The organism is Kribbella sp. NPDC003557 (assembly GCF_040610805.1).
In the GTDB taxonomy this organism is placed as follows: domain Bacteria; phylum Actinomycetota; class Actinomycetes; order Propionibacteriales; family Kribbellaceae; genus Kribbella.
This window is the reverse complement of sequence record NZ_JBEXMY010000011.1, coordinates 182213-205496: the sequence shown is the minus strand read 5'-3', so window position 1 is coordinate 205496 and position 23284 is coordinate 182213. Positions and strand designations below refer to the sequence as shown.

Sequence of the window (23284 nt, the reverse complement as noted above, 5' to 3'; positions counted from 1 at the left end):
GGACATCAGTGGCTCTGGCGGGCGACGGCGGAGCCGGTGCGGCCGATGAGGAAGTCGAGGTCGCAGCCCTGGTTGGCCTGGGTCACGTGGTCGACGTAGAGGCGGGCCCAGCCGCGGTCCGTGGGCGGTGTCGGCGGCTGCCAGTCCGCGCGGCGCTTCTCCAGCTCCTCGTCCGGCACGTCGAGGTGCAGCCGCCGCGCCGGGACGTCGAGCTCGATCCAGTCCCCGGTCCGCACGAGCGCCAACGGCCCGCCCACCGCGGCCTCGGGCGTGACGTGCAGGACGACGGTGCCGTACGCCGTACCGCTCATCCGTGCGTCCGAGATGCGCACCATGTCGTCGACGCCGATCTCGGCGAGCTTGCGCGGGATCGTCATGTTGCCGACCTCGGGCATCCCCGGGTATCCGCGCGGTCCGGCGTTCTGCAGCACCAGCACGGTGTCCTCGTCGACGTCGAGATCCGGGTCCTCGACCGCCTTGTCGTACTCCTCGATGCTGCTGAACACCAGCGCCTTGCCGCGGTGCCGCGACAGCCGCTCGGAGGCGGCCGACTGCTTGATGACCGCGCCGTCCGGGGCCAGATTCCCCTTCAGTACGGCGGTTCCCGCGCCGCTGCCGAGCGGGTCGCCGACCGGGCGGATGACGGCGTACGTCTCGCTGCCGGGCGCCGCACCGGGGTACACCGCTTCGATCCGCTCGGCGCTCGCGACGTTCTCGCCGATCGTCTTGCCGGTGACCGTGATCGCGTCCGGCTTGAGCAGCGGCAGGATCTCCTTCATGACTGCGGGCAGGCCGCCGGCGTAGTAGAAGTCCTCCATCAGGTACTTGCCCGACGGCTGCAGGTCGACCAGCCACGGGACGCCGCGGGCCCACTCGTCGATGTCGTCGAGGGTCAGCTCGACGCCGACCCGGCCGGCGATCGCGAGCAGGTGGATGACGAAGTTCGTCGAGCCGCCGATCGCCGCGTTCGCGCGGACCGCGTTGGCGAACGCGTCCCGGGTGAGGATGTCGCTGATTTTCAGGTCGTCCTTGACCATCTCGACGATCCGCTGGCCGGACTTCTGCGCGATCACGTACCGGCGGGAGTCGACCGCGGGGATCGCGGCGGATCCGGTCAGCTGCAGGCCGAGCGCCTCGGCCATACAGGCCATCGTGGACGCGGTGCCCATCGTCATGCAGTGGCCGTTGCTGCGGGACTGGCCCGCCTCGGCCGCCGCGAAGTCCTCGGCCGACATCCGGCCGGCGTTGAGGTCCTGCGTGAACCGCCAGACCGCCGTACCGGAGCCGATGTCGCAGCCACGGAATTTACCGTTCAACATGGGGCCGCCGGTGACGACGATCGTCGGCAGGTCGACGCTCGCGGCGCCCATGATCGAGCCGGGTGTCGTCTTGTCGCAGCCGGTCAGCAGCACCACTCCGTCGAGCGGGTTGCCGCGCAGCGACTCCTCGACGTCCATGCTCAGCAGGTTGCGGAACAGCATCGCGGTCGGCCGCAGCAGCGTCTCGCCGAGCGACATCACCGGGAACTCCAGCGGGAACCCGCCGGCCTGCCAGACCCCGCGCTTCACGGATTCGGCGAGCCGGCGCAGGTGTGCGTTGCACGGCGTGAGCTCGGACCAGGTGTTGCAGATCCCGATCACCGGGCGACCGTCGAAGGCCTCCTCGGAGAAGCCCTGCGACTTCATCCAGGACCGGTGGATGAAGCCGTTGCGGCCGTGCTCACCGAACCAGTGGTCGAAACTCCGCCGGCCGGTCGACGCCGGGGCCTCTTCACCGGGCAGGACGTTGCCCTCGGCCGGGTCGTTCGTCGGGGGCACATCAGTCATCGCGACACCTCACCTGTGGTCACGGTTCCGTTCACCCGGCGGCTGATCCCGGCCGGGTTCGAGTCCTTCAGTACGTCGGGCAGCACCGCGTCGGGCGCGTCCTGGTACGCCACCGGGCGCTGGAACCGCCGCGCCGCCGTCACACCGACGCTGGTGTGGATCGAGCCGACCGATGACGGGAACGGCCCGCCGTGGTGCTGGGCCCAGGACACGGCGACGCCGGTCGGCCAGCCGTTCCACAGCACGCGGCCCGCGCGGGCGGTCAACTTCGGCAGGAGTTCCTGCGCGAGCTCGGCGTCCGATTCCTCCGCGTGCAGAGTCGCGGTGAGATTGCCTTCGAACGCCTCGAGCGCCTGGACGAGTTCGTCATGAGAGCCGTACTCCACCACGATCGAGACGGGGCCGAAGCACTCCTCGAGGATCTCGTCACGGCGGGCGAGCAGCTCGGGCACGGTGGTCTGCAGCAGCGTCGCGCCGCCGGACGCCCACACGCGGATACCGTCGATCTTCTCCAGCCGGCCGAGCCCGGAGGTGAAGCCGTCCTTGATCCGGTCGTTCAGCATCGGCGCTTCGGCGACACCGCCCGCGGCCTCGGACAGCTGGTCTTGCAGGCCGTGGCCGGCCGGCAGGAACAGCAGGCCGGGCTTGGTGCAGAACTGGCCGACGCCGAGGCTGAACGAACCGACGTACCCGGTGGCGATGTCCTTGCCCCGGGCATCGATCGCGGCCCGGGTGACGAACACCGGGTTCAGGCTGCCGAGCTCGCCGTAGAACGGGATCGGCTCCGGACGGGTCACCGCGATCTCGTGCAGGGCCTTGCCGGCCGGGACCGAGCCGGTGAACCCCGCCGCGGTGATCCGCGGGTCCTTCAGCGCGGTGACGCCGACGTCGAAGCCGGAGATCAGGCCGAACGTACCCTCCGGTGCACCGGCCGCCGCCAACGCCTCGATCATCACCTCGGCGGTACGGACGGACAGCTCCGGGTGGCCCGGGTGCGCCTTGACGATCACCGGGCAGCCGGCCGCCAGCGCGGACGCGGTATCGCCGCCGCACACGCTGAACGCGAACGGGAAGTTGCTGGCGGCGAAGACCAGCACGGGCCCGAGCGGCACCAGCACGCGGCGCAGATCCGGCCGCGGGACCGGCTTGGCCTGCGGGTCCTTGGTGTCGATGACGACCTCGAGCAGCGAGCCCTCCTCGAGCACGTCGGCGAACATCCGCAGCTGACCGGTGCTGCGCGCGACCTCGCCGGTCAGCCGCGCCTCGGGCAGCGAGGACTCGCGCATCGCGATCGGGACCAGCTCCGCGGAGGCGGCGTCCAAGGCGTCCGCCACCGCACGGATCCAGCCCGCTCGTACGGCGGGCTCGGCAGTCCCGAACGCGGGTGCCGCCGCGGTGGCGGCGGCCAGGGCCTGCTCCAGCTCCGCAGGCGTGGTGTCGGCGACGCTCGAGGGGTCGGGGGCCGGGGTCATCGCGTTCCTTCCAGGTTGTCGGTGGCCAGGAACCGGAACGGCTCCCGGCCGGTGGCGACGGTGTTGGTCAGCGTGCCGACCTCGTCGATGGTGATCGTGATGACGTCGCCCTCGGCCAGCGCGAAGTCCAGCTCCGGCACGATCCCGGTGCCGGTCGCGAGGATCACGCCGTCCGGGAAGTCGTTCGGCAGGAAGAGTGCGTCGATCAGGTCCTGCAGCTCGCGCACCAGCTTCTCGGTGGACGTCGTACCGCTGAACACCTGCTCGCCGCCGCGGCGGATCACCAGGTCGATGGTCAGCGCCTTCGGGTCCGCGACCTCCCACGCCGGGCGGATCCCGGACGCCAGCGCGCAACCGCCCGCGAACAGCTTCGCCTGCGGTACGTACAGCGGGTTGACGCCCTCGATCGAGCGCGAGCTCATGTCGTTGCAGACCGTGAAGCCGACGATCTCACCGTGGCTGTTCGCGACCACGGCCAGCTCCGGCTCGGGGACGTCGTGGCCGGAGTCGGACCGGATCCCGACCGGCTCGCCGTCGACCACCACCCGCCAGGCCGGCGCCTTCTGGAACAGCTCGGGCCGGTCGGCGGTGTAGACCTTGTCGTAGACCGACTGCTCGGTGCTCTCCTCCATCCGGGCTCCGCGCGACCGCTCGTACGTGACGCCGGCGCACCACACCTCACCGCGGCCGTCGAGCGGCGGCAGGAACCTCAGTCCGTCGGCGGGAAGCGTCTCGCCGACCTTGTCCACCTCCGCCTGCAGGTCGGCGAGCGGGAGCCGGAGCAGTTCGGCGAACGTGTTGACGCCCTGCAGCGACGCCACCGTGTCCCCGGTGCGCACGCCGGGGATCGGGCGGCCGTCGACCGGGGAGAGAAAACGGACCAGGTGCATGGAAGGGCCTTTCTTTCAAAAGCACAGTTACATCGACGTACCGAGCAGACCGCGGGTGATCTGGAAACCTACGTTGCCGGAGGCAACAGCCTTGGGGACGAGCCGGCGGGACGCGACGGCGGCGATCGTGTCGAGCCCGGTACGCGCCTGCTCGGCCGCGTCGCCGGTGGCCACCGCGTCCAGGTCGTCGCCGTACGTCGCGACCGTCTCCGGGTCGTTGCTGAACTCGACGACCGGCACGAACCGCTGCGCCGACAGCGTGCCGCCGGCGACGTGCGCGAGGATCTGCTGGACACCCGTCGCGCCGAAGCCGGTCGCGGTCTCCATCCAGTCGGTGCCGGGCATCCGCATCACGTGCCACCCCGGCTCCGCGAGCCGCTGCCCGTGCGCGACCGTCGGGCCGACCGGGTCCGCCGACCCGAACGCCGCCGTACGGAATCCGCCGTGTGCCAGCAACGCGCCACGCGACGACAGTACGACGGAACCGCCGGAGCCGACGATCTCGCGGCCGACCAGCGCGAGCGCCTCGGCGGTCTCGTCCGAGAGCGGACCGCGCGCCTCCAGCCCGACCGTGAGCGCACCGAGGTCGCCGTCCAGCTCGACCGGCGCCGGGATCCGGAAGCCGCTGAACCAGTCCTTGACCCTGCCGCCGACCGCGTCGAGACCGCCGTCGGCCTGGATGCTCGCCCAGCCGAACCGGGACGGATCCGCGCCGGCCTCGACCAGCCGCGAGCGGAAGTAGTCGTTGTGGGTCTTCTCGCAGCCGTGCTCGAGGAGCAGGGCCATCCGCGTGTTCGGGTGCAGGAGGTAGCCGAGCATGATCCGCGCGAACGTCTCCTCCGACGCGCCGCCGCTGCTGCCGCAGCCCTCGGTGTGCGGGAGCGCGACCATCCGCGTGACCGCGTCGCCGGCCCACTTCTCCAGCTCTGCCTGGGCCGCGATGCGCAGCGCGATCTGGCCGGAGCAGAGGCTGGTCGGCAGGATCAGGCCGACGGCCTCGGGAACCAGCCGGTCGTCGACCTTCAGGAGCTCGGTCAGCGTGCGGCCGTCGGAGGTCAGGCCGCGGTGCGGCAGCCCGTCGAGCGGGGCGTCACGATCCTCGCCCGGCAGGTCGGTGAGCTTGCGGCTCATCCGGCCGTCCGTGGTGATCGAGATACCTTCGCGCGGGCCGGTCTGCTTCCAGTTCCGCCAGATCGACACCTGGCTGTGGCCGGCCCGCTCCCCCGCGCTCTTCTCGCCCGACGCGACGCGGACGACGAGGTCGAAGGTCTCCGCGGTCAGGTCCGCCATCGACGTACCGGTCAGGTACTTGCCGGCGTCGACGTCCATCTCGGCGTGCAGCCGTTCGTACCTGGCGCTGGTGGTGACGAACTTCAGCGTCGGCACGAACGGGAAGTTGGTGATCGACCCGTTGCCGGTGGTGAAGAAGATCAGGTTGCAGCCGCTGCCGATCTGGCCGGCCACCGACTCGAGGTCGTTGCCGGGGCTGTCCATGAAGATGTAGCCGTCGCCGGGCAGCGGTTCGCCGTAGTCGATGACGTGGTCCAGCCGGACCTCGCGCGGCAGCTTTCGGGCGGCGCCGATCGACTTCAGCACGATGTTGTAGAGGCCGCGGTACACGTTGCCGCCGGACGGGTTGCCCTCCGCGGTGTGGCCGTGCCAGCCGACGCGTTCCTTGAACGACTTGATCGTCGCCAGGAAGCGCTTCGCGGTCGCGAGGTCGCGGACGTTCTTCAGCACGTACGGCTCGGCGCCGATCAGCTCGTCGGTCTCCGCGAGCACCGCCGTACCGCCGTGCCGGATGACCTCGGCGCTGACCTGGCCCGCGAGCGGGTTGGCCGAGATCCCGGAGAAGGCGTCGGAGCCACCGCACTGCAGCGCGATCTTGAGATCCGCGAGCGGGACCTCCTCGCGCGGCTGCGCGTCGACGATCGGCAGCCACGGCTCGATCAGCGCACCGGCCGCGGTCAGGTCGTGCTCGAAGCCGCCCGCGCGGGTGAAGTACGCGTGCGGCACCGTGATCGACGGGTAGTCGTGCTCGGCCATGAAGTTCTTGATCGCGTCGCCCGAGACCACGTCGCCCTCGGCGTCGACGACCAGAACGGCGCCGACGTTCGGGTTCAGGGTGAATCCGGCCAGCGTGGCGAGCAGGAAGTGCAGGTTGTTCGGGACCTCGTCCTCGCCGCCCTCGGTGTGCGCCACCGGGACGACGCCGTCGCCGGCGGCCGCGCCGTCGAAGCGCCGGGCGAGCTCGGTGACGAACCCGCTGCTCCGCGAACTGGTGGCCAGCAGTACGACGTGGTTCCGGGTGCCGGCCGGGCCCTGCTCACGGGGGTAGCCCAGGAACGTGCCGGGCTGCTCGACGCTGGTCACCTGGGCGCCGAAGTGCAGCGCCGACTCGTCCAGCTCGAACGGGTCGAGCGGCTCGTTGGTCGCGCTCGGGACGTCGGGCAGGCCGTCGACCCCGCGCGCGGTGACCGCGGCCAGGCTGGTCGGCGTACAGACGTAGTCGCCCGGGACCAGGTCGCGGGAGGCGCGGGCGAACGCGGTGTTCCACGAGGTCAGCGCGTCGCCGGTGGCGACCGGCGCGACCACGAACCGGTGCCCCTCCAGGACGGTGTGCGGCAGCGTGATCGTCGCACCGTCGAGCTCGACCTCGGTCCCGGCCTCCAGCCGCCGGGAGGCGATCGCGACGTTGTCGCCGGACTCGGGCAGGACGCCGATCTGTTCGAACCTCACCATTCGCGCCTTCCCTGGCTTCCTCGGGTCAGAATCGTGCATGATGCATGATTACCAGTGTTACCCTGCCGAAACCTGACCGGTGGGGTCAAGCCCGCGACCAGATTCCGGAGACACCAGATGAGCGAGTCAGTGGCACCGGTGGACCGGCGACTGCTCCGGCGGCAGATGCTGGCCGACGACGTGTACGAGGCCATCAAGACGATGGTCATGGACCACGTCATCCGCCCCGGGGCACGGATCTCGATCGACGGGCTGGCCCGGGAGTTCCAGGTGTCCTCGACGCCGGTGCGGGAGGCGCTGGCGCGGCTGGAGTCGGAAGGGCTGGCGGTCAAGGAGCCGCTGAAGGGCTATCGCGCGACGCCGCTGCTCTCGCTCGAGGAGTTCGACGACCTCTACCGGTTTCGGCTCCTGCTCGAGCCCTGGGCGGCCCGGCGGGCGGCCGAGCTGATCTCCCCCGAGGGTGCCGAACAGTTGCGCGCCGAGCTGTCGACCGCGGTCGAGCCGACCTCGATCGACTACGCCGGATACAAGTCGCTGACCGTGCACGACAACCGGTTCCACTCGCTGATCGCGTCGCTGTCCGGCAGCGAGCAGGTGCGATCGGCGTTCGAGCGGACCCACTGCCACCTGCACATCTTCCGGTTGCACTACGACCGCGACATCGGCCCCGAGGTCCTCACCGAGCACCGCATGCTGGTCGAGGCCATCACCTCCGGCGACCCGGTCGCCGCCGAGTCGGCGATGACCCGGCACATCGAGAACTCGATGACCCTTCGCCTGCGTCGAATCTACGAATGACCCGGCGCCCGTTCCCACTCGCCGTACCTCCCGGGTTGCAGCACCACATCCTGGACTTCCACTGGGATCTCGAGCGGCTGCACGCGCTCGACCTCCCCACGACCTCGCTCCAGGTCGCCGATCTGGCCGATCACCTGGACCTTCCGTTCTGGGCGTACGAGGGTCGCCCGTTCCAGGTCACGCCTCACCAGGTCGCCGCCGCACCTGCCGTGTACCAGGAGCAGTACGCGCGAACCCTGGCCGCCGACCTGCGGCACCCGCTCGACGTCGTCCGCCGGCCCGACGGCCGCGTCACGGTCCTCGACGGGGTCCATCGGCTGTTGCGGGCCGAGCTCGAAGGCCGGACGACGGTCGCCGTCCGGGTGCTGCCGTGGAGCGAGCTGGACCGCATCGCCGTCCCCGTTTGACCCCATCGGCACCGGGCACCAGGTGGAGAATGGAACTGCCTGCGCCACGCCCCGTCCTGTGGCCGTTGCGTCCACTCGAATCCGCGGCGGTCTCCACCTCCTCCGACGAGAGCCGCACCCTCGTCACCATCGCCCACGCACCGCTCGAGCAGGTGACGCCGGAGATGCTCGCCTGGTGGTACACCCATGTCCCGGGCGACATGCGGTACGCCGGCTCGACCTGGCCGCGGTACCTGGTCTGGCATCCGCTCGACCACATCTCGTACGAGGCGACCACCCCCGGGCAGATCGAGCCGGGCGCCCGGCTGCACATCAAGGAAGCACTCGGGCGTGACCCGTCGATGCTGCTCGATCTGGAGGTCATGGTCGAGACCGTCGACAGCCAGTCCGCCGTGATCAGCAAGCGGATCCTCGGCAGCTCGATCGTCCGGCTCGAGAACGAGTTCACCCGCACCGGTTCGGGCTGCCGCTACACGACCCACCTGACGATCGGCGACACCACGCCGCTCGCTCGCCTCTTCCTCAACCGGACCGCGCACCGCCGCGCGTTCCCCGGCCCCAAGCTCTCCGCCTGGATCCGCCACCACATCGAGGAGATCGGCAACCTGGAGAACTTCCTCCCGGACCTGTACCGCTACCGCGCCGACCGGGAGGCCTGACGGGTCACCCGACCGGCGCACCGCCGTACGAGACCTCGTTCCCGTCCGGGTCGAAGAAGGTCGCGTGCCGCACACCGTTCTCGTACGTCTCCCGCACCGCGGGCTCCAGCCCGCGCTCGGCGATCCCGGCCAGTGCCGCGTCGAAGTCCTCGACGAACAAGGTGTGCTGCGCATGCCCGGCATGCTCGGGCACGACCTCGATGTAGAGGAACTGGTGCTCCCCGAGCTCCCAGACAGCCTCGACATCGTTGGGCAGGAAGCTCGGCGGCCCGCCGAGCAGCTGCTCGTACCAAGCGACCGCGGTCTGGTAGTCACGGACGGAAACTCCGGCGAACAGATCCATACCAGATCTTATCCGCCGGAGGTTCTTCGCCCGGTCTGTCAGGCGGGAGCGTCGCCGTGGTCGGGGATCTCGAGTTGTACGCCGCCCTGGAGGGCGGACTGGTGGGCGTAGATGCCGGGGAGGGTGTAGCGGGCGGAGACCCAGGCGTTGATGGGCGGGAGGGTCTTGTCGGCGACCGCGCGGACGAAGTCGTCGGCCAGGTAGTGGTGCGAACCCTCGTGGCCGTTGTGCAGGCCGGCGAACTCCTCCGGCAGGCGGGAGCGGTCGTGCACCGGGGAGAGACCGGAGCGGAACGCGTCGCGCAGGGCCGGGTCGACGTTCGCCAGGTCGGCGTCGTCGTGCGAGCCGCTGGGCTTGGTCTCCATCAGGTGGCTGACGTCCTCGACGCCTTCCTTGTTCTGCCACAGCGTCGTGGTGGCGAGCTGCTCGAAGCTGCCCTCGGTGCCGAACACCCGCAGCCGCGACTCGCGGATGTGCGACGGGTACCCGACCCGGCGCATCTCGTTGGTCCGCATGATGCCGCCGTCGGCGAGCTTGAACAGCGCGGTCGCGTTCGAGAAGTCGTTGTCGAACTGGCTGACGTCCTTGTCGAACACCCCGTCGCCGCGGTCGTCCTTGACGCCGATCGCCGACACGTGGGTGGCGTGCTGACCGGTCACCGACAACACGTTGCCGACGGCATGCGTCGGGTAGAGCAGTGGCGGGAACGACGCGGTCTTCTTCCAGTCCTCGCCGCCGGAGTACTGGTACGCCGCGTAGAACCCGAGGTCCATGTCGTGGACGTAGTCGCCCTCGCTGTAGAACACCCGGCCGAACGCGCCGTCGGCGAGCTTCTGCCGGCAGTACACCGAGGACGGGTAGTAGTAGCTGGTCTCACCCATCATGTAGGTGAGCCCGGTCTCCTTCACCAGCTCGATGATGCGCGCGATCTGGTCGGCCTCGATCGCCATCGGGACCGTCGAGTACACGTGCTTGCCGGCCTCGAGCGCCCTGATCGCCATCTCACCGTGCAGCCAGCGCTGGGTGAAGATCGCGACCGCGTCCACGTCCGACTCGAGCATCTCCTCGAACGACGAGTGCGTCACTGTGATGCCCTGTTCGGCGGCCATCTCCGCTGTCCGCTCCGGGATGACGTCGGTCAGCCGCACCTCGGACACCTCCGGGTGCGCGGACCACAGCCGCAGGAACGAAGGAGCGAACTGGCCGGCCCCGGCCACACCGATGCTGATTCCCATGCGGACAAGGCAATCACACATTTATGTTCCACGGAAGAACATATTCGGACGTTGATTTGTGTGACTCAGGACACGCCGGTGAGGAGGTGTGGGTGGTCGGTGGTGATGCCGTCGACGCCCAGGGCGGTGGCCTCGGCGAGGGTTTCGGGGTCGGGGACCGGCCAGGCGGTGGTCAGCAGGCCGGCCGCGTGGAGCTCGGCGACGCCCTCGGCGGTCAGCCCGGCGATGCCGCAGAGGGCCCACGAGGCGCCGGCCGCGCGGGTGCGGGCGATGACCTCGGGGATCTCCGGCGTCCGCCCGAAGATGTGACCGGTCGTCACCTCCGGGAACGCCTCCCGGACGGCGAGCAGGATCTCCGGGTGGAACGACGTGACCAGGGTCCGCTCGGCCAGCGACCGGTCCTCCTTCAGGGACTGCGCCAGCAGCGGTACGGCGGCCTCCGCCTTCACCTCCGCCTGGATCCGGACACCGACGGCCGCGACCGTCTCGGACCACGTCGGCACCTGCTCACCGAGGCCGGCGTCCAACGCCCGGATCTCGTCGAGCGTCAGCGACGCCACCTCCCCCGACCCCGAGGTGGTGCGGTCGACAGTGGCGTCGTGCATGATCACGAGCTCGCCGTCGGCCGTCACCCGCAGGTCGAGCTCGATCTCGTCACAGCCGTCCGCGACCGCCCGCCGGAACGAGCGCAGGGTGTTCTCCGGTTCGGTCCCGAGTGCGCCCCGGTGGCCGGTGATGATCACAGAACCTTCTCCTCGTAGAGCCGTTGGACCTCGTCGCCGATCGCCTCGAGCCGGCGCGCGACCGCGGCGAACACCTTCTTCGGCTGCGCGTTGTCGGCGTAGATCTGCTGCAGCCCGGTGTAGATCTGGACGTTCGCGTTCCGCCCGTACAGCCGGATCGCGTCCTGCTGGCGGGCGTTCTCCAGTTGCGCGATCGCGACGCCGTAGTTCGGCTGCTCGGCGATCAGCTTCTTCAGCTCGGCGTCCTCGCGGGCCTTGTTCACCACCGGCAGGTAGCCGGTCTGCGTCGTCCACCAGGCCGAGTTCTCCGGCCGGGCCAGGAACTGCAGGAACGTCGCCGCGGCCTGCTTGCGCTCGGTCGAGATGTTCCGCAGCATGCCGATCCCGCCGCCGCCGGTCGCGATCCCGGACGCGACCTCGGACGGGATGAAGCCGGCGCCGACCTTGAACTTCGCCTTGCTGCTGATGGTCTTCATCCCGCCGGTCGACTCCTGGATGACCCCGACCAGGCCGTTCGCGAAGTCCGTGCTCGGGCTGCTGGCCATGTACGCCGCGCCGAGCTCGTGCACCATCTCGCGCTGCCAGTCGCCGGCCGCGACCGCGCCGGCCTCGTCGATCGTGACGTCGAGGCCCTTCGAGTACGCGCCGCCGAACTGCCACACGTTGCCCTGGAACTGCCAGTCGCCGTCGATCTTCGCGAACGCGATCGTCCGCAGCGACCGACCGCCGGACTGCACCTTGGCCAGCTCGGGCACCCACGAGCGCAGTTCGCTCCAGGTCCGCGGCACCCGGTCGGGCAGCCCGGCCTTCGCGAACGCGTCCCGGTTGTAGTACATGATCGGCGTACTGCGGGCGAACGGCACCGCCCAGCTCTGCCCCTTCACGACGTACTCCCCGAACAGCTTCTCCTGGAAGACGCCCGGGCCGAACCCGTCGTCGAAGTAGCCGTTCAGCGGCTCGAGCGCCTCGTTCAGGAAGAACCGTTCCCAGGTGACGTCCGACAGGACGGCGAGATCGGGCGCCTGCTTCGCGACCAGCGCGGCCGCGACCTTCTGCGCGACGTCGTCGTAGCTGCCCTGGAACTGCACCTCGACGTACACGTCGGCCTGAGAGTCGTTGAACTTGGCAACGAGCTTGTCGACCGCCTTGCCGTTCACACCGCCGTACGGCGACCAGAAGACCACGCGGGTCCGCTTCGCGTACTTCGACGGCACCTCGCCGGCCGGCTGTGAGTAGATCGCGTCCACGGAGCGGTAACCGCAGCCCGCCAGCGTCGCGCCGGCCGCCAGCCCGAGGAACATCCTGCGCTTGAGCATCGTCATCCCTTCAGAGCTCCGGCCGTGATTCCACCGACGATGTACCGCTGCGCGATCAGGAAGATCAGCAGCATCGGCGCCAGCACCAGCAGCGTGCCGGCCATGATCGTGCCCCAGGCCGCGAGACCCTCCTCGTCCTTGAGGATCAGCAGCCCGACCGGCAGCGTCCGCATCGAGGCGGTGTTGGTGACGATCAGCGGCCAGACGAAGTTGTTCCACTCCTCCACCGCGGTGATCACCACGACCGTGATCAGCATCGGCCGCGACATCGGCAGCACGACCCGCCACAGGGTCCGCAGGTGCCCGGCGCCGTCGACCGCGGCCGCGTCGGTGACCTCGGTCGGCAGTGTCAGGAAGTGCTGGCGCATCAGGAAGGTCGCGAACGCTGAGCCAATGCCCGGGATGATCAGGCCGGCGTAGGTGTTGATCCAGCCGAGCGTCGCGACCGTCAGGTAGTTCGGCAGCAGCGTCACGTGGCCGGGCACCATCATCGCGCCGAGCACGGCGAAGAACAGGATCTTCTTGAACGGGAACCGCAGGTAGGCGAAGGCGTAGGCCGTCAGGACGGCGTTGACCACCTTCAGCGCGGTCCCGATCACGGTGATGATCGTGGAGTTCAGGAAGAACCGGTCGAACGGCGCGGCCTTCCAGGCCAGGCTGAAGTTCTCCCAGGTCAGGTGCGGCCACCAGGCCGGCGGCCACTGGTAGATCTGCGTCGGCTGCTTGAACGCCGTGGACAGCAACCAGTACAGCGGGCCGAGGAACACGGCCGCCACACCGATCAGTACGACGTACTGGATCGCGCGTGTCTTCATCGGTAGTGCACCCGCCTCTCCATCACCCGGGCCTGCACGGTGGTGACGAGCAGCAGGATGACGAACATGATGATCGACAGCGTCGCCGCGCGGCCCGCGTTGAACGCCTGGAATCCCTCGTTGTAGATCGACCAGCTCAGCGTGGTGGTGGCATCACCAGGGCCACCACCGGTCATCACCGCGATCACGTCGAACGCCTGGAAGGTGCCGATCACCGTAGTGATCAGCAGGAAGAACGTGATCGGCGCGAGCAGCGGCAGCTTGATCGAGCGGAACCGCGTCCAGGTCGACGCGCCGTCGATCGCGGCGGCCTCGTCGAGCTCCTTCGGCAGGCCCTGCAGGCCGGCCAGGTAGATCAGCGCGGCGAACCCGACGTTCTTCCACAGGTACACGATGACGAGTCCCGGCAGCGCCCAGTCGGAGTTGTTCATCCAGTCCGGCGGCTCGGCGCCGAACGGCTCGATCAGCGCCCGCATCAGACCGTACCCGGGGTCGAAGATGAACGCCCAGATGGTCGCGACCGCTGCGCCGGACAGGATGTGCGGCGCGAACGCGATCGTCCGGACCGCCCCGCGGCCCTTCAGCGGCAGGTTGAACAGGAACGCCAGCGCCAGCCCGATCACCAGGCTGCCGACCACGATCAGACCGGTGAACACGACCGTGATCCACAGCGTCTTGTGGAACGCCGGGTCGGTCAGTGTCCGGCCGTAGTTGGCCAGGCCCACGAACTTCGGGCGGGCGGCGATCATGTTCCAGTCGGTCAGGCTGAGGAAGGCGTTGTAGATGATCGGCCAGTACGCGAAGACCGCGATCACCAGCAGGTTCGGCGCGACCAGCAGTGCGAACAGGCCGTACTCGCGCCGCCTCCGGCGCTTCCGCTGGTCATTGCCCTCAGCAATGGTTCGTTCGTCCGGATGGGTCCGGGCCGGCAGGTCTACTACTGTCACACCTACCTCCTCGTGAGTAGCTCTTGCAGTGGGGCGGCCACCGAGGGGGCGGCGGCCAGGATGCCGTGCGGGACAACGGGTCCGCGGACGACCGTCGCACCCGCCTCGCGGGCGATCAGCGCGCCCGCGGCGACGTCCCAGGGCTGGATCAGGTGCTCGTAGTACGCGTCCGCCGTACCGTCGGCGACCGAACAGAGGTCGAGTGCGGCGGAACCGCCGCGGCGGATGTCCCGGACCGCGGGCAGCAAGTCTTGCAGGAGTGCTGCCTGCTCGGCGCGGCGCTCCGGCAGGTACGAGAAGCCGGTGGAAACCAGGGCCCCCGGCAACTCGGTCTCCCGGAGCACACCGAGCGGCCGGTCGTCACAGTACGCGCCGTGATCCCGTACGGCGGACCAGGTCGTGCCTGTCCGTGGCTGGTGGACGACGCCGGCCAGCGCGCCCGCCTCGTCCTCGACCGCGATCGAGACGCACCAGTCGAGACGTCCGTACAAGTAGTTGACCGTGCCGTCGAGGGGATCGATCACCCAGGTCAGACCGGTGCTCGAAGGACGCGAAGCCCCTTCCTCACCGAGCAGTCCGTCGCCGGGGCGGGCCGCGGTCAGGCCGTCGGTGATCAGCTTCTCGGAGGCGCGGTCGGCCGCGCTGACCGGGTCACTGGCCGAGCTCTTGGTCTCGACACCGGCCGCGTCGATCGACAGACTCCGCTGACGGGCCAGGAGCTCCTCGCCCGCCGCGATCGCCAGCCGGACGGCCAGTTCGCGCAGGTCAGCGGGGTTCAGGGGAGCGGGCATGCCGGTGAAATTATCACCGAACGATGGTTACGTATAGAGAATCACTGTGATTTTCTCACGAAGATCACATCGAGAAGCAGAATCGTTGCAATCCCGCCGACCAGCAGGCCGAGACGGTGCAGACCCGCGTCGGTCGCCGGACCCGCGAAGACGATCGCGATCGCCGCCGCGGCGAGGTTCGCCCCGACGTACTGCGAGGTGCGGAACAGGCCCGCCGCGGCGCCGGCCACCTCGGGCGGGGCGGCCCGGTAGACCGCGAGCTGGTTGCCGAGCCCGTTGAAACCGTTGGGTACGCCGAGGATCGCGCTGATCAGCACCAGGACGACGATCGGCGTACCGGCATGGACACCGAACGCGAGCGCGGCGCCGCCGATCAGCAGACCGGCCGAACCGACGAGCAGGAGCAGGCGGGGCCCGTGGCGGCGGGCGAGGCGGGTGGCGACCGCGACGGTGATCGCGCCGAGTGTGGCGATCGGCAGCACGACCAGGCCGACGCGCGCCGGATCGAGGCCGCGGCCCTGCTCGAGCCAGCCGGGCAGGCCGTAGAAGATCGCGTAGAACGCCACGTACGTGAGCATGGTGCGCAGGTAGCCGAGCGAGAGCGGCGCGCTGCGGGCGAGCAGGCGGACGTCGACGAACGGCGTGGCGGAGCGGCGTTCCCAGACGATGAAGACGGCGCCGAGCGGGATCGCTGCCGCCAGCAGCCACCAGGTCGGGTCCGTGCTCAGCGAGAGCAGCACGAGCATCAGGCCGGTCATCGCGAGGGTGAAGAGGAGCAGCCCGACCAGGTCGATCTCGCGCCAGAGCTTGCGGCCGTCGCCCGCCGGCCGGGGCGGGTCCTTCGGGACCAGACGCAGCACGGCGAGGCCGGCGATCGCGGCGACCGGGAGGTTGACGAGGAAGATCGCTTCCCAGTCGAAGGTGCCGACGAGGAATCCGCCGACGCTCGGGCCGAGCGCGGCCGAGGTCTGGGCGAAGACCGACAGCAGACCGAGGGCGCCGACCGCGGAGGCTTTGCGGCGGTCGGCGATACGCCGGATCATCGCGACTCCCGCGGGGAACTGCGCGCCGGTCCCGATGCCGAGCAGCACCCGCGCCACGATCAACCAGCCGAGACTCGGCGCCAGCGGCGCGAGGGCGGACACCACGGCCACCAGGACGAGCCCGGTGAGGAACACTCGGCGCGCGCCCAGCAGATCAGCCAGCCGCCCGGCTGTCGGCGCCGACACCGCGGTCGCCAGGTACAGCCCCGAGACCAGCCACTGCGTCTCGGTGCCGGCGTGGAACTCCGCTCCGATCGCCACCAGCGCGACCGCGATCATCGACGAGTTCAGCGGCTGCAGCAGCGTCCCGAGCCCCACGGAGGCGGCGTACTTCGCGGGCAGTCCCGGCGCCTCTGCCCGAACCTCCTCCGCAACCTTCGTCACGCCGCACCGCCTCCTCCGCGGCTCTCCTCGGGCGTCATCTCGGCGAGCTTGTCCATCAAGCGGGCGGCGAGGTGCAGGAGCTCTTGCTCGGTCGGCGTGAGGGTGGCCGCCATCGCCTTGGCGAGGAAGGTGTCCCGGCGGCGGCGATCCTCGCGGACATGGGCGGCACCGGTGGGCGTGATTTCCAGCAGGACCTGGCGACGATCGGCAGGATTATCAGCACGGTTGATGAACCCGGCGGCGACCAGGTCCGCGGTCGCGCGCATCATGGCCTGCGGGGTGACGCGCTCGGCCACTGCCAGATCGGCGTTCGTCATCGGGCCCTCGCGCTCCAACCAGCCGAGAACATTGAGACGTGAGTAGCTCAGCTCGCCCTCGGGACGCTCCTGGCGGAGCCGGCGGACGAGCCGGAACAGGCTGGTACGAATCTCGTGCGCGGCAACCTCGGACGCGGGCATATCATCAGCTTAGCTGATGACCTCAATCGTCGTCGTCGTTCCGCAGCCGGACGCCGGTGACGCCGTCGAGGTCGTCCAGCGCGAGCACCAGGTTCTGCAGCGGCGCGCGCCCGGAGAACCGCATCGAGGCCCGCACCTGGGGCCGCGCCCCGTCGCGGTGCACCTCGGTCCCGAGCACCGACGCCTCGAATCCCATCGACGTCGCGGTCCCCAGGATCGACCGCAGGACCCCGGCCCCGTCGTCGTACCGCACCGTGACGATGCGGCGCCGGTCCGGCGACGGCAGGAACCGCGCGAGCCGGGCGAACGGGCCGACCGCGACCAGGTGCAGGAGGGTCGCGGCGACCGCCAGGACCGGCATCCCGGCGCCGCACGCCATCCCGATGGCGGCCGTCATCCAGATCGTCGCGGCCGTGGTCAGGCCACGAACCACGTCGCGGCGCATGAAGATCACCCCGGCGCCGAGGAAGCCGACGCCGGAGACGATCTGGGCCGCGATCCGGGACGGGTCGAGGTTGACGTCGGTCCCGAGGACGGCGCTGAAGCCGAAGCCGGACACCAGCGTGAACAACGCCGCGCCGGTGCCGACCAGTGTGTGCGTACGCATCCCGGCGCTCTTCTGCCGCATCTGGCGCTCGATGCCGATCACCATCGACAGCACGAACGCGATCAGCAACAGGAGCAGCTCGGTCCAGGTAGTGGAGGTTGCCAACTTCATGATCCGTGTCCAGTTCCCCGCTCAGGCGGAGACCAGTCCGACGGGCTCCTGTCCGGCGAGGAAGGCGGCCACCGCCTCGGCGGCGATCGAACCGGCGCGGTGAGCGGTCTGCCGGGTGGCACCGGCCAGGTGCGGTGTCATCACGATGTTAGGCGCGGTCAGCAGGCGCGACCCGGCCGGTACCGGTTCGGCGGGGAAGACGTCGAACGCCGCCGCCCCGAGCTGCCCCGACTCCAGCGCGTCCACCGTCGCGTCGTAGTCGAGCAATCCGCCACGCGCGGTGTTCACCAGAACGGCGCCACGTGGCATCGCGGCGATCTGCTCCGCGCCGATCATCCCGCGGGTCTGGTCGGTCAGCCGTGCGTGCAGGCTCACCACGTCCGACCGCCGCAGCAGGTCGTCGAGCGCCACCAGCTCGATGCCCTCGGGCGCCTCGTCGACGAACGGGTCGGCGACCAGGACGCGGGCACCGAACGCCAGCAGTACGCGGGCGACCCGCTGGCCGATCGCGCCGTACCCGACGAGGCCGACGGTCGACCCGTCGAGCTCGATCCCGCACTCGTCGTACGCGTACAGGTCGGAGCGCCACTCCCCCTGCTCCAGCGTCCGCTGCAACCGGGGAAGGTTGCGCAGGGCACCCATCATCAGCGCGACCGCGTGCTCGGCGGCCGCCACCGCGTTGCGGCCCGGCGTCGACGCGACGGCGATGCCGCGCTCGGCGGCCGCGGCCAGGTTCACGTTCACCGGACCGCCACGGCACACGACGAGGAATCGCAGGTCCGGCGCGGCGTCCAGCACCCGCTCGGTGAACGGCCCCATCTGGGTGACCGCGAGCTCGACCCCGGCGAGGGCCTCGATCAGCTGGTCCTCCGCGTCACTCGCCTCGTCCACCTCGGCCACCCGCCCGTACGGCGTCAGCGGCCAGGGCAGCGTGACCTCACGGAACTCGAACCCGACGTCCGGGATCGTGGTCAGCGCCGCGGCGAGCAGGTCGTTGCGCACGAAGTGGTCGCCGGCGAGCAGCGTCTTGACGGTTCTCATCGATCTCCTGAAAAGGTGGGGGCTGGGTCGGACCAGCGCGGGCGGGCCGACTCGATGCGGCGCAGGTAATGGGCGTAGCCGTCGGCGTAGAAAGCGGCACGGGACGGGTCCGGGTCGATCTGGCGGGTCTCGGCGATCCACCCGTCCCCGGCGCTGTCCGGATCGACCGCGCGCCGGGCACAGATCACCGCACCGCGCGCGGCGACCTGCTCGGCCTCGGCCGTGTGCAACGGCGCGTTCAGGACGTCGGCGAGGATCTGCGTCCACTCGCTGCTGCGGGCTCCACCGCCGCACACCGTGACGCGGCCGGTCCAGCCGGCCGCCTCCAGACAGTGGCGAGCGGCGTACGCGATGCCTTCGCAGGTCGCGCGCACCAGATCGGCCGTCGTGGTGGACAGCGAGATGCCGTCGATCGTGCCGCGGGCGCGGGTGTCGACGAACGGCGCGCGTTCGCCGGCCTCGGACAGGTACGGCAGGACCGTCACTCCGGACGCACCGGGCCGGCTGTCCGCGAGCAGCGACGGTAGTTGATCGGTGCCGACGCCGACCAGGGCGAGTACGCGGTCGAGGGCCGCCGTACCGACCATGGCGGGCATCGCGCGAAGCCACACGCCCGGCGTCCAGGTGCCGAGGAACAGGCCCGCCGGCTCACCGTCGACGGGGAGCTCTCGGGTCACGACCTGGCAGGCCAGCGTCGTGCCGACGGTCAGCAGGGCGTCGCCGGGGTCTGTCACACCGGCGCCCGCAGCTGCGGCCGGGAGGTCGTACGGGCCGGCGGACACGCGGGTACCCGCCGCCATCCCGGTCGAGTCGTCGCGCAACTCCCCGACAGGCCCGTCCGCAGCCACCGGCGCGAGCAATCGCCGCACCTCGGACAGACCGGTCGCGGCCAACGCGTCCTCGTCGTACGCACCGGTCCGCGGGTCGAGGAACGGCGCTGACGCGTCGGAAACATCCGTCGCGCGGACGCCGGTCAGCGCCTGCATCACGACGTCCTTGCAGTACGCCGCCGTACCGGCCCGCTCGATGACGGCGGGTTCCTCCGCGAGGACGGCGGCCAGCAGCGGGCCGGACGCGCCCGGGAACATCCGGTTTCCGGAACGCCGGAACACGTGTTCCGCGACGCCGTCCGCGGTCCACCGCTCGAGGATCGTGCTGCTGCGCGCGTCCAGCCAGGAGATCGCGGGGCGGGTCGGTGTGCCGTCGTCGTCGACCAGCCACAACCCGTCGCCCTGGGCGGTGATCGCGAGGACGTCGGGGCGCGTGCCGACGGTCGCGGCCAGTTCCCCGACCACCTCGTTGACTGAAGCAACTATTTCCGACGTCTCGTGCTCGAACCGCCCGGGACTGCGGTGCAACAGCCTGGTCGGCCGGGATGCCTCGGCCAGTGGACGGCCGTCGGCGCCGAACGCGACTGCCTTCGTGACGGTGGTGCCTACGTCAACGCCAACGTCCATACATGCCCCCTCCTAGAGTTTGGCGACCTCCACCGTCGCGCCGTGGTCACGCAGCGGGTCGATCAGGGTCTTCGGGGTCTTCTCGTCGACGATCACCACGTCGAAGTCGGTCAGCGGGGCCAGCCGGTGCAGCGCGGTGCGCTGCAGCTTGGCGTGGTCGACGAGCAGCACCTTGGTCCTCGCCGAGCGCAGCATGGCCCGCTTGACCAGGACGATCTCCTCCTCCTGGTGGAACGCGTGCGTCGCCGACACCGCCGAGACCGAGCAGAACAGCAGGTCGGTGTGCAGCGCCTCGACGGCCTCCGCGCACGGCATCCCGCCGAACGAGTCGTGGGTCGCCGAGTAGATCCCGCCGAGCGCCAGCAGGGTGATGTCGCGCAGCTGGGCCAGTCTGGTGATCGCCGGCAGGAAGTTCGTTGCCACGGTCAACGGAGTGATGTCCTCGAACAGGTCGACCAGGGCCAGCGCGCTGGTCGAGTCGTCGAGCATCACCGACATCCCCGGCTCGATCATCGCGCGGGCGTGCCGGGCGATCGCGGCCTTCTCCGCGTGCGCGGTGTTCAGCCGGTACGCGACGTTGCTCTCGAAGACGCTCGTCGGCTGCGCGCTGACGCCGCCGCGGTACTTGCGGACCACACCCTGCCGCTCGAGTTCGTCCAGGTCGCGGTGCACCGTCATCACGCTCACGCCGAACGCCTCGACCAGGTCGTTCGCCGAGACCGAGCCGTGCTTCACGACGTACGCCGCGATCTCGGCCTGCCGGCGCGCGGGACGACTCAGTTCGGTGGTGTCGCCGTCGACATCCGTTGTCATGCCAGGGTCTCCAAACGCAGAGGAGGAACGTTGTATGCCTCGAGACCCACTGTGCCGTCCTGCCACCGGAAACGCACCAGCGCCGCGGGACCGAGCGCAGGTAGCAGTCTGCGGTAGTCGTTCAGCCGCAGGCCGAGCACCCTGCACACGAGCAGCCGGATGAGCGTGTTGTGGGCGACCGCGAAGACCTTCTGCCCCTCGTGCCGCCGCCCGATCTCGTCGAAGACCTCGCGCACCCGGTCGGCCGCCGCGGCCGGGTCCTCGCCGCCCGGGAAGTGGTTCCGCACCGGGTCGAGCTCGAACGCCTTGCCCACCGCCGGCGGCAGCTCGCCCAGCATCCTGCCCTCGGCGGACCCGAAGTCGACCTCCCGCAGCCGGGCGTCGACCGTCGGCTCGGCCGCGAGGGCCTCCGCGAGCGGCGCGATGGTCTGGCGAGCCCTGAGCATCGGCGAGCACCACAGCGCGTCCGGTGCGTAGTCGAGCGCCCACTCCGTCAGCTGCCGCGCCTGCTGGACGCCCACCTCGTCGATCGGCAGGTCCGTGGAACCGGTGTAGCGGTTGCCGTGATGCCATGCGGTCCGGCCGTGGCGGGCCAGCACGATCGTGGTTCTCATCCGCGATACCCCCGGCGGTCGAGTTCGGCGACGAAGGCGCCGTACAGGTCGTCGAGCCGGTCACCGCGCGGTTCGAGGACGCGGTCCACACGGACCATCCGGCGCGCTGTCCCGGTGAGGTCGGTCCCGCCGGATGCGGCCAGGACCGCCATGCCGTACGCCGGGTCGGGTACGGCGGGAAGCTCCACCGGTACGCCGAGGACGTCCGCGCGCAACTGGTTCCAGTACCTGCTCCGGGTGGCGCCTCCGGTGAGCGAGACCGAGCGGACCGGGTCCGCGCCGAGCGTCTCCAGGTGCTCGAACGCGAGTCGCTCGATGAAGGCGACGCCTTGCAGGACGGCGGCGTAGGTGTGCAGCTCATCCGGGGTGTCACCGAGCGTGAACCGTTCGGCTTGCGGGGCGACGAACGGGAACCGCTCGCCGGTCTTGGTCAGCGGGTAGGTGACGGCCTCGATCGGGTGGGCGGCCCGATCCAGTGCGTCGAGGTCGGCTCCGGGGAGAAGCTCGGTGAGCAGGCCGGCGCCGGTGCTGGACGCGCCGCCCGGGAGCCAGCCGCCGTCCGGGTGCCGGTGGCTGTAGACGGCGCCGGTCGGGTCGGTCAGCAACTGATCGCTGACGCCTTTCAGGACGAGCGTCGTGCCCAGGACCGAGTTCCACGCGCCGGGGCTCAGCGCGCCGGCCGCGATCTGCGCGGCGCAACCGTCGGTCATGCCGGCGTACACCGGAACTCCCGCGGGCGTGCGGCCGAGCTCGGAGCCGGGGCGGACGACCTCGGGGAAGGCGGTGAGCGGGAGCCCGAGCTTGTCGAACGCCGCCGTCGGCCAGGCGTCGGCGATCAGGTCGTACCCGGTCTTCAGCGCGTGACTGGTGTCGGTGGCGACCGGGTGGCCGACGAGGTGGGCCGCGACGAAGTCGGCGCTGTGGACGACGCGCCGGCCGGCCAGGTCCAGATCGAGGATCTTCGGCAGCGCCCAGGTGGGTTGCATGCTCGTGGCCCAACGGTCCGGGTCGGCGTCCACGATCTGGTCGCGACGGGCGGCCGAGCGCGCGTCGTCGTACATCAGTGCCGGGGTGACGGGGCGGCCGCCGCTGTCGGTCAGCAGGAAGGTGCCGGAGGTGGAGCAGATCGCGATGCCGTCGAGGTCGGTCACTCCCACCTCGGCGAGGACCTCGTCGACGGCGGTCAGCCAGGCCTGCGGGTCCTGCTCGTGCCGGACGCCGTCCCGGTGACTGGTGAGGGGGCGCGTTGCACGGGACACAACGCCGCCCTTGGCATCGGCCAGCACGGCCCGCACACTTTGCGTGCCGAGGTCGAGACCGATCCAGCCCACGAAGCGCCTCCCAGGTGAGTGTTATCTAGGTTGATAACATAACACCAGAAGACGGTAAGAACGCGCCACCCCTGACCGAAGGCGGACATGAGACGGCTCCCACACGCCGGTCTGGCCTGTGGGAGCCGAAGGGCTTCTGATCAGGAGTGCATGAGGACGAGCGCCGGGTCGACGCCGGCCAGCTCGAGCCGGCCCGCGTCGACGGCGCCGTACGCACCGATCGGGCCGCTGCTGTGCCGGCCGTTCCGATTGAGCCAGAAGCGCCAGCCCGCGGGCGGTGCAGGCCAGGTCGGGTCCGGCGTCCAGCCGGGCGGCGGACGCCACTCCGAGGTCGGCAACTCCGGCCAGTCCGGTGGCGGGTTGAACTTGTGCACGAGCGGGTCCCTCCGGATTCCCCAGCGATCCGCTGATCGCGAACTGTCTGACAGATCAACGACCTGA

The 23284-nt window shown here is 70.3% G+C and carries 23 protein-coding genes; 3 read left to right on the top strand and 20 right to left on the bottom strand.

Annotation, left to right across the window (positions count from 1 at the left end):
• Positions 1-5 precede the first annotated feature (5 nt).
• Genes ABZW60_RS37075 through ABZW60_RS37060 form a run of 4 tightly spaced genes read right to left on the bottom strand, consistent with a single transcriptional unit; the run spans position 6 to position 6930 of the window.
• Positions 6-1826 carry an IlvD/Edd family dehydratase gene (locus tag ABZW60_RS37075; RefSeq protein ID WP_355485027.1) on the bottom strand — a complete coding sequence of 607 codons (1821 nt, stop codon included), beginning with the start codon at positions 1824-1826 and terminating at the stop codon, positions 6-8.
• Positions 1823-3298 (bottom strand): aldehyde dehydrogenase (NADP(+)), encoded by a 1476-nt coding sequence (locus tag ABZW60_RS37070; protein WP_355485025.1) that lies wholly within the window; start codon positions 3296-3298, stop codon positions 1823-1825. The genes ABZW60_RS37075 and ABZW60_RS37070 overlap by 4 nt, the downstream gene beginning before the upstream one ends.
• Positions 3295-4188 (bottom strand): fumarylacetoacetate hydrolase family protein, encoded by an 894-nt coding sequence (locus ABZW60_RS37065; protein ID WP_355485023.1) that lies wholly within the window; start codon positions 4186-4188, stop codon positions 3295-3297. The genes ABZW60_RS37070 and ABZW60_RS37065 overlap by 4 nt, the downstream gene beginning before the upstream one ends.
• Before the next feature lie 27 nt (positions 4189-4215).
• Positions 4216-6930 carry a UxaA family hydrolase gene (locus ABZW60_RS37060; protein ID WP_355485021.1) on the bottom strand — a complete coding sequence of 905 codons (2715 nt, stop codon included), beginning with the start codon at positions 6928-6930 and terminating at the stop codon, positions 4216-4218.
• A gap of 117 nt (positions 6931-7047) precedes the next feature.
• On the opposite strand from ABZW60_RS37060, the gene ABZW60_RS37055 reads away from it, so the two are divergent.
• Genes ABZW60_RS37055 through ABZW60_RS37045 form a run of 3 tightly spaced genes read left to right on the top strand, consistent with a single transcriptional unit; the run spans position 7048 to position 8794 of the window.
• The gene (locus tag ABZW60_RS37055) at positions 7048-7728 is read left to right on the top strand and encodes a GntR family transcriptional regulator (protein ID WP_355485019.1); all 681 of its coding nucleotides are present in this window, start codon (positions 7048-7050) and stop codon (positions 7726-7728) included.
• Positions 7725-8135: a hypothetical protein gene (locus ABZW60_RS37050; RefSeq protein WP_355485017.1), complete on the top strand. Its 411-nt coding sequence runs from the start codon at positions 7725-7727 to the stop codon at positions 8133-8135. The genes ABZW60_RS37055 and ABZW60_RS37050 overlap by 4 nt, the downstream gene beginning before the upstream one ends.
• A 29-nt stretch (positions 8136-8164) precedes the next feature.
• Positions 8165-8794: a hypothetical protein gene (locus tag ABZW60_RS37045; RefSeq protein ID WP_355485015.1), complete on the top strand. Its 630-nt coding sequence runs from the start codon at positions 8165-8167 to the stop codon at positions 8792-8794.
• 4 nt (positions 8795-8798) lie between these two features.
• Here ABZW60_RS37045 and ABZW60_RS37040 read toward each other — a convergent pair whose 3' ends face one another.
• From ABZW60_RS37040 to ABZW60_RS36965, 16 genes are all read right to left on the bottom strand, one after another.
• Complete coding sequence (locus tag ABZW60_RS37040; RefSeq protein ID WP_355485013.1) at positions 8799-9137, bottom strand: VOC family protein; 339 nt, start codon at positions 9135-9137, stop codon at positions 8799-8801.
• 38 nt (positions 9138-9175) lie between these two features.
• A complete protein-coding gene (locus tag ABZW60_RS37035) occupies positions 9176-10372 on the bottom strand; it encodes a Gfo/Idh/MocA family oxidoreductase (RefSeq protein ID WP_355485012.1) in 1197 nt (398 codons plus the stop codon).
• A gap of 65 nt (positions 10373-10437) precedes the next feature.
• The gene (locus ABZW60_RS37030) at positions 10438-11115 is read right to left on the bottom strand and encodes a glycerophosphodiester phosphodiesterase family protein (RefSeq protein WP_355485010.1); all 678 of its coding nucleotides are present in this window, start codon (positions 11113-11115) and stop codon (positions 10438-10440) included.
• Positions 11112-12431, bottom strand: coding sequence for an ABC transporter substrate-binding protein (locus ABZW60_RS37025; protein ID WP_355485008.1), 1320 nt, complete (start codon positions 12429-12431; stop codon positions 11112-11114). The genes ABZW60_RS37030 and ABZW60_RS37025 overlap by 4 nt, the downstream gene beginning before the upstream one ends.
• A 2-nt stretch (positions 12432-12433) precedes the next feature.
• A complete protein-coding gene (locus ABZW60_RS37020) occupies positions 12434-13246 on the bottom strand; it encodes a carbohydrate ABC transporter permease (RefSeq protein ID WP_130387921.1) in 813 nt (270 codons plus the stop codon).
• Positions 13243-14193, bottom strand: coding sequence for a sugar ABC transporter permease (locus ABZW60_RS37015; protein WP_355485006.1), 951 nt, complete (start codon positions 14191-14193; stop codon positions 13243-13245). Before ABZW60_RS37015 ends, ABZW60_RS37020 begins: the two co-directional genes overlap by 4 nt.
• 2 nt (positions 14194-14195) lie before the next feature.
• Positions 14196-14984: an inositol monophosphatase family protein gene (locus tag ABZW60_RS37010; protein ID WP_355485004.1), complete on the bottom strand. Its 789-nt coding sequence runs from the start codon at positions 14982-14984 to the stop codon at positions 14196-14198.
• Positions 14985-15025: 41 nt separating this feature from the next.
• The gene (locus tag ABZW60_RS37005) at positions 15026-16411 is read right to left on the bottom strand and encodes an MFS transporter (protein ID WP_355485002.1); all 1386 of its coding nucleotides are present in this window, start codon (positions 16409-16411) and stop codon (positions 15026-15028) included.
• Positions 16408-16869: a MarR family transcriptional regulator gene (locus ABZW60_RS37000; protein WP_355485000.1), complete on the bottom strand. Its 462-nt coding sequence runs from the start codon at positions 16867-16869 to the stop codon at positions 16408-16410. Before ABZW60_RS37000 ends, ABZW60_RS37005 begins: the two co-directional genes overlap by 4 nt.
• 22 nt (positions 16870-16891) lie before the next feature.
• Positions 16892-17587: an MgtC/SapB family protein gene (locus ABZW60_RS36995; protein WP_355484998.1), complete on the bottom strand. Its 696-nt coding sequence runs from the start codon at positions 17585-17587 to the stop codon at positions 16892-16894.
• A gap of 21 nt (positions 17588-17608) precedes the next feature.
• Positions 17609-18628, bottom strand: coding sequence for a 2-hydroxyacid dehydrogenase (locus ABZW60_RS36990; RefSeq protein ID WP_355484996.1), 1020 nt, complete (start codon positions 18626-18628; stop codon positions 17609-17611).
• Positions 18625-20085: an FGGY family carbohydrate kinase gene (locus ABZW60_RS36985; RefSeq protein ID WP_355484993.1), complete on the bottom strand. Its 1461-nt coding sequence runs from the start codon at positions 20083-20085 to the stop codon at positions 18625-18627. Before ABZW60_RS36985 ends, ABZW60_RS36990 begins: the two co-directional genes overlap by 4 nt.
• A 12-nt stretch (positions 20086-20097) precedes the next feature.
• Positions 20098-20898 (bottom strand): DeoR/GlpR family DNA-binding transcription regulator, encoded by an 801-nt coding sequence (locus ABZW60_RS36980; RefSeq protein ID WP_355484991.1) that lies wholly within the window; start codon positions 20896-20898, stop codon positions 20098-20100.
• Positions 20895-21512, bottom strand: a complete 618-nt coding sequence (locus ABZW60_RS36975) for a histidine phosphatase family protein (RefSeq protein WP_355484990.1) — start codon at positions 21510-21512, stop codon at positions 20895-20897. The genes ABZW60_RS36980 and ABZW60_RS36975 overlap by 4 nt, the downstream gene beginning before the upstream one ends.
• The gene (locus tag ABZW60_RS36970; RefSeq protein WP_355484988.1) at positions 21509-22843 is read right to left on the bottom strand and encodes an FGGY-family carbohydrate kinase; all 1335 of its coding nucleotides are present in this window, start codon (positions 22841-22843) and stop codon (positions 21509-21511) included. Before ABZW60_RS36970 ends, ABZW60_RS36975 begins: the two co-directional genes overlap by 4 nt.
• Positions 22844-22983: 140 nt before the next feature.
• Positions 22984-23217, bottom strand: a complete 234-nt coding sequence (locus tag ABZW60_RS36965) for a hypothetical protein (RefSeq protein WP_355484986.1) — start codon at positions 23215-23217, stop codon at positions 22984-22986.
• Positions 23218-23284 lie beyond the last annotated feature (67 nt).

Coding starts and splice junctions, on each gene's coding strand:
- ABZW60_RS37075 (WP_355485027.1), bottom strand. CDS start 1,826: ATGACTGATGTGCCCCCGACGAACGACCCGGCCGAGGGCAACGTCCTG.
- ABZW60_RS37070 (WP_355485025.1), bottom strand. CDS start 3,298: ATGACCCCGGCCCCCGACCCCTCGAGCGTCGCCGACACCACGCCTGCG.
- ABZW60_RS37065 (WP_355485023.1), bottom strand. CDS start 4,188: ATGCACCTGGTCCGTTTTCTCTCCCCGGTCGACGGCCGCCCGATCCCC.
- ABZW60_RS37060 (WP_355485021.1), bottom strand. CDS start 6,930: ATGGTGAGGTTCGAACAGATCGGCGTCCTGCCCGAGTCCGGCGACAAC.
- ABZW60_RS37055 (WP_355485019.1), top strand. CDS start 7,048: ATGAGCGAGTCAGTGGCACCGGTGGACCGGCGACTGCTCCGGCGGCAG.
- ABZW60_RS37050 (WP_355485017.1), top strand. CDS start 7,725: ATGACCCGGCGCCCGTTCCCACTCGCCGTACCTCCCGGGTTGCAGCAC.
- ABZW60_RS37045 (WP_355485015.1), top strand. CDS start 8,165: ATGGAACTGCCTGCGCCACGCCCCGTCCTGTGGCCGTTGCGTCCACTC.
- ABZW60_RS37040 (WP_355485013.1), bottom strand. CDS start 9,137: ATGGATCTGTTCGCCGGAGTTTCCGTCCGTGACTACCAGACCGCGGTC.
- ABZW60_RS37035 (WP_355485012.1), bottom strand. CDS start 10,372: ATGGGAATCAGCATCGGTGTGGCCGGGGCCGGCCAGTTCGCTCCTTCG.
- ABZW60_RS37025 (WP_355485008.1), bottom strand. CDS start 12,431: ATGCTCAAGCGCAGGATGTTCCTCGGGCTGGCGGCCGGCGCGACGCTG.
- ABZW60_RS37020 (WP_130387921.1), bottom strand. CDS start 13,246: ATGAAGACACGCGCGATCCAGTACGTCGTACTGATCGGTGTGGCGGCC.
- ABZW60_RS37010 (WP_355485004.1), bottom strand. CDS start 14,984: ATGCCCGCTCCCCTGAACCCCGCTGACCTGCGCGAACTGGCCGTCCGG.
- ABZW60_RS37000 (WP_355485000.1), bottom strand. CDS start 16,869: ATGCCCGCGTCCGAGGTTGCCGCGCACGAGATTCGTACCAGCCTGTTC.
- ABZW60_RS36995 (WP_355484998.1), bottom strand. CDS start 17,587: ATGAAGTTGGCAACCTCCACTACCTGGACCGAGCTGCTCCTGTTGCTG.
- ABZW60_RS36990 (WP_355484996.1), bottom strand. CDS start 18,628: ATGAGAACCGTCAAGACGCTGCTCGCCGGCGACCACTTCGTGCGCAAC.
- ABZW60_RS36985 (WP_355484993.1), bottom strand. CDS start 20,085: ATGGACGTTGGCGTTGACGTAGGCACCACCGTCACGAAGGCAGTCGCG.
- ABZW60_RS36980 (WP_355484991.1), bottom strand. CDS start 20,898: ATGACAACGGATGTCGACGGCGACACCACCGAACTGAGTCGTCCCGCG.
- ABZW60_RS36975 (WP_355484990.1), bottom strand. CDS start 21,512: ATGAGAACCACGATCGTGCTGGCCCGCCACGGCCGGACCGCATGGCAT.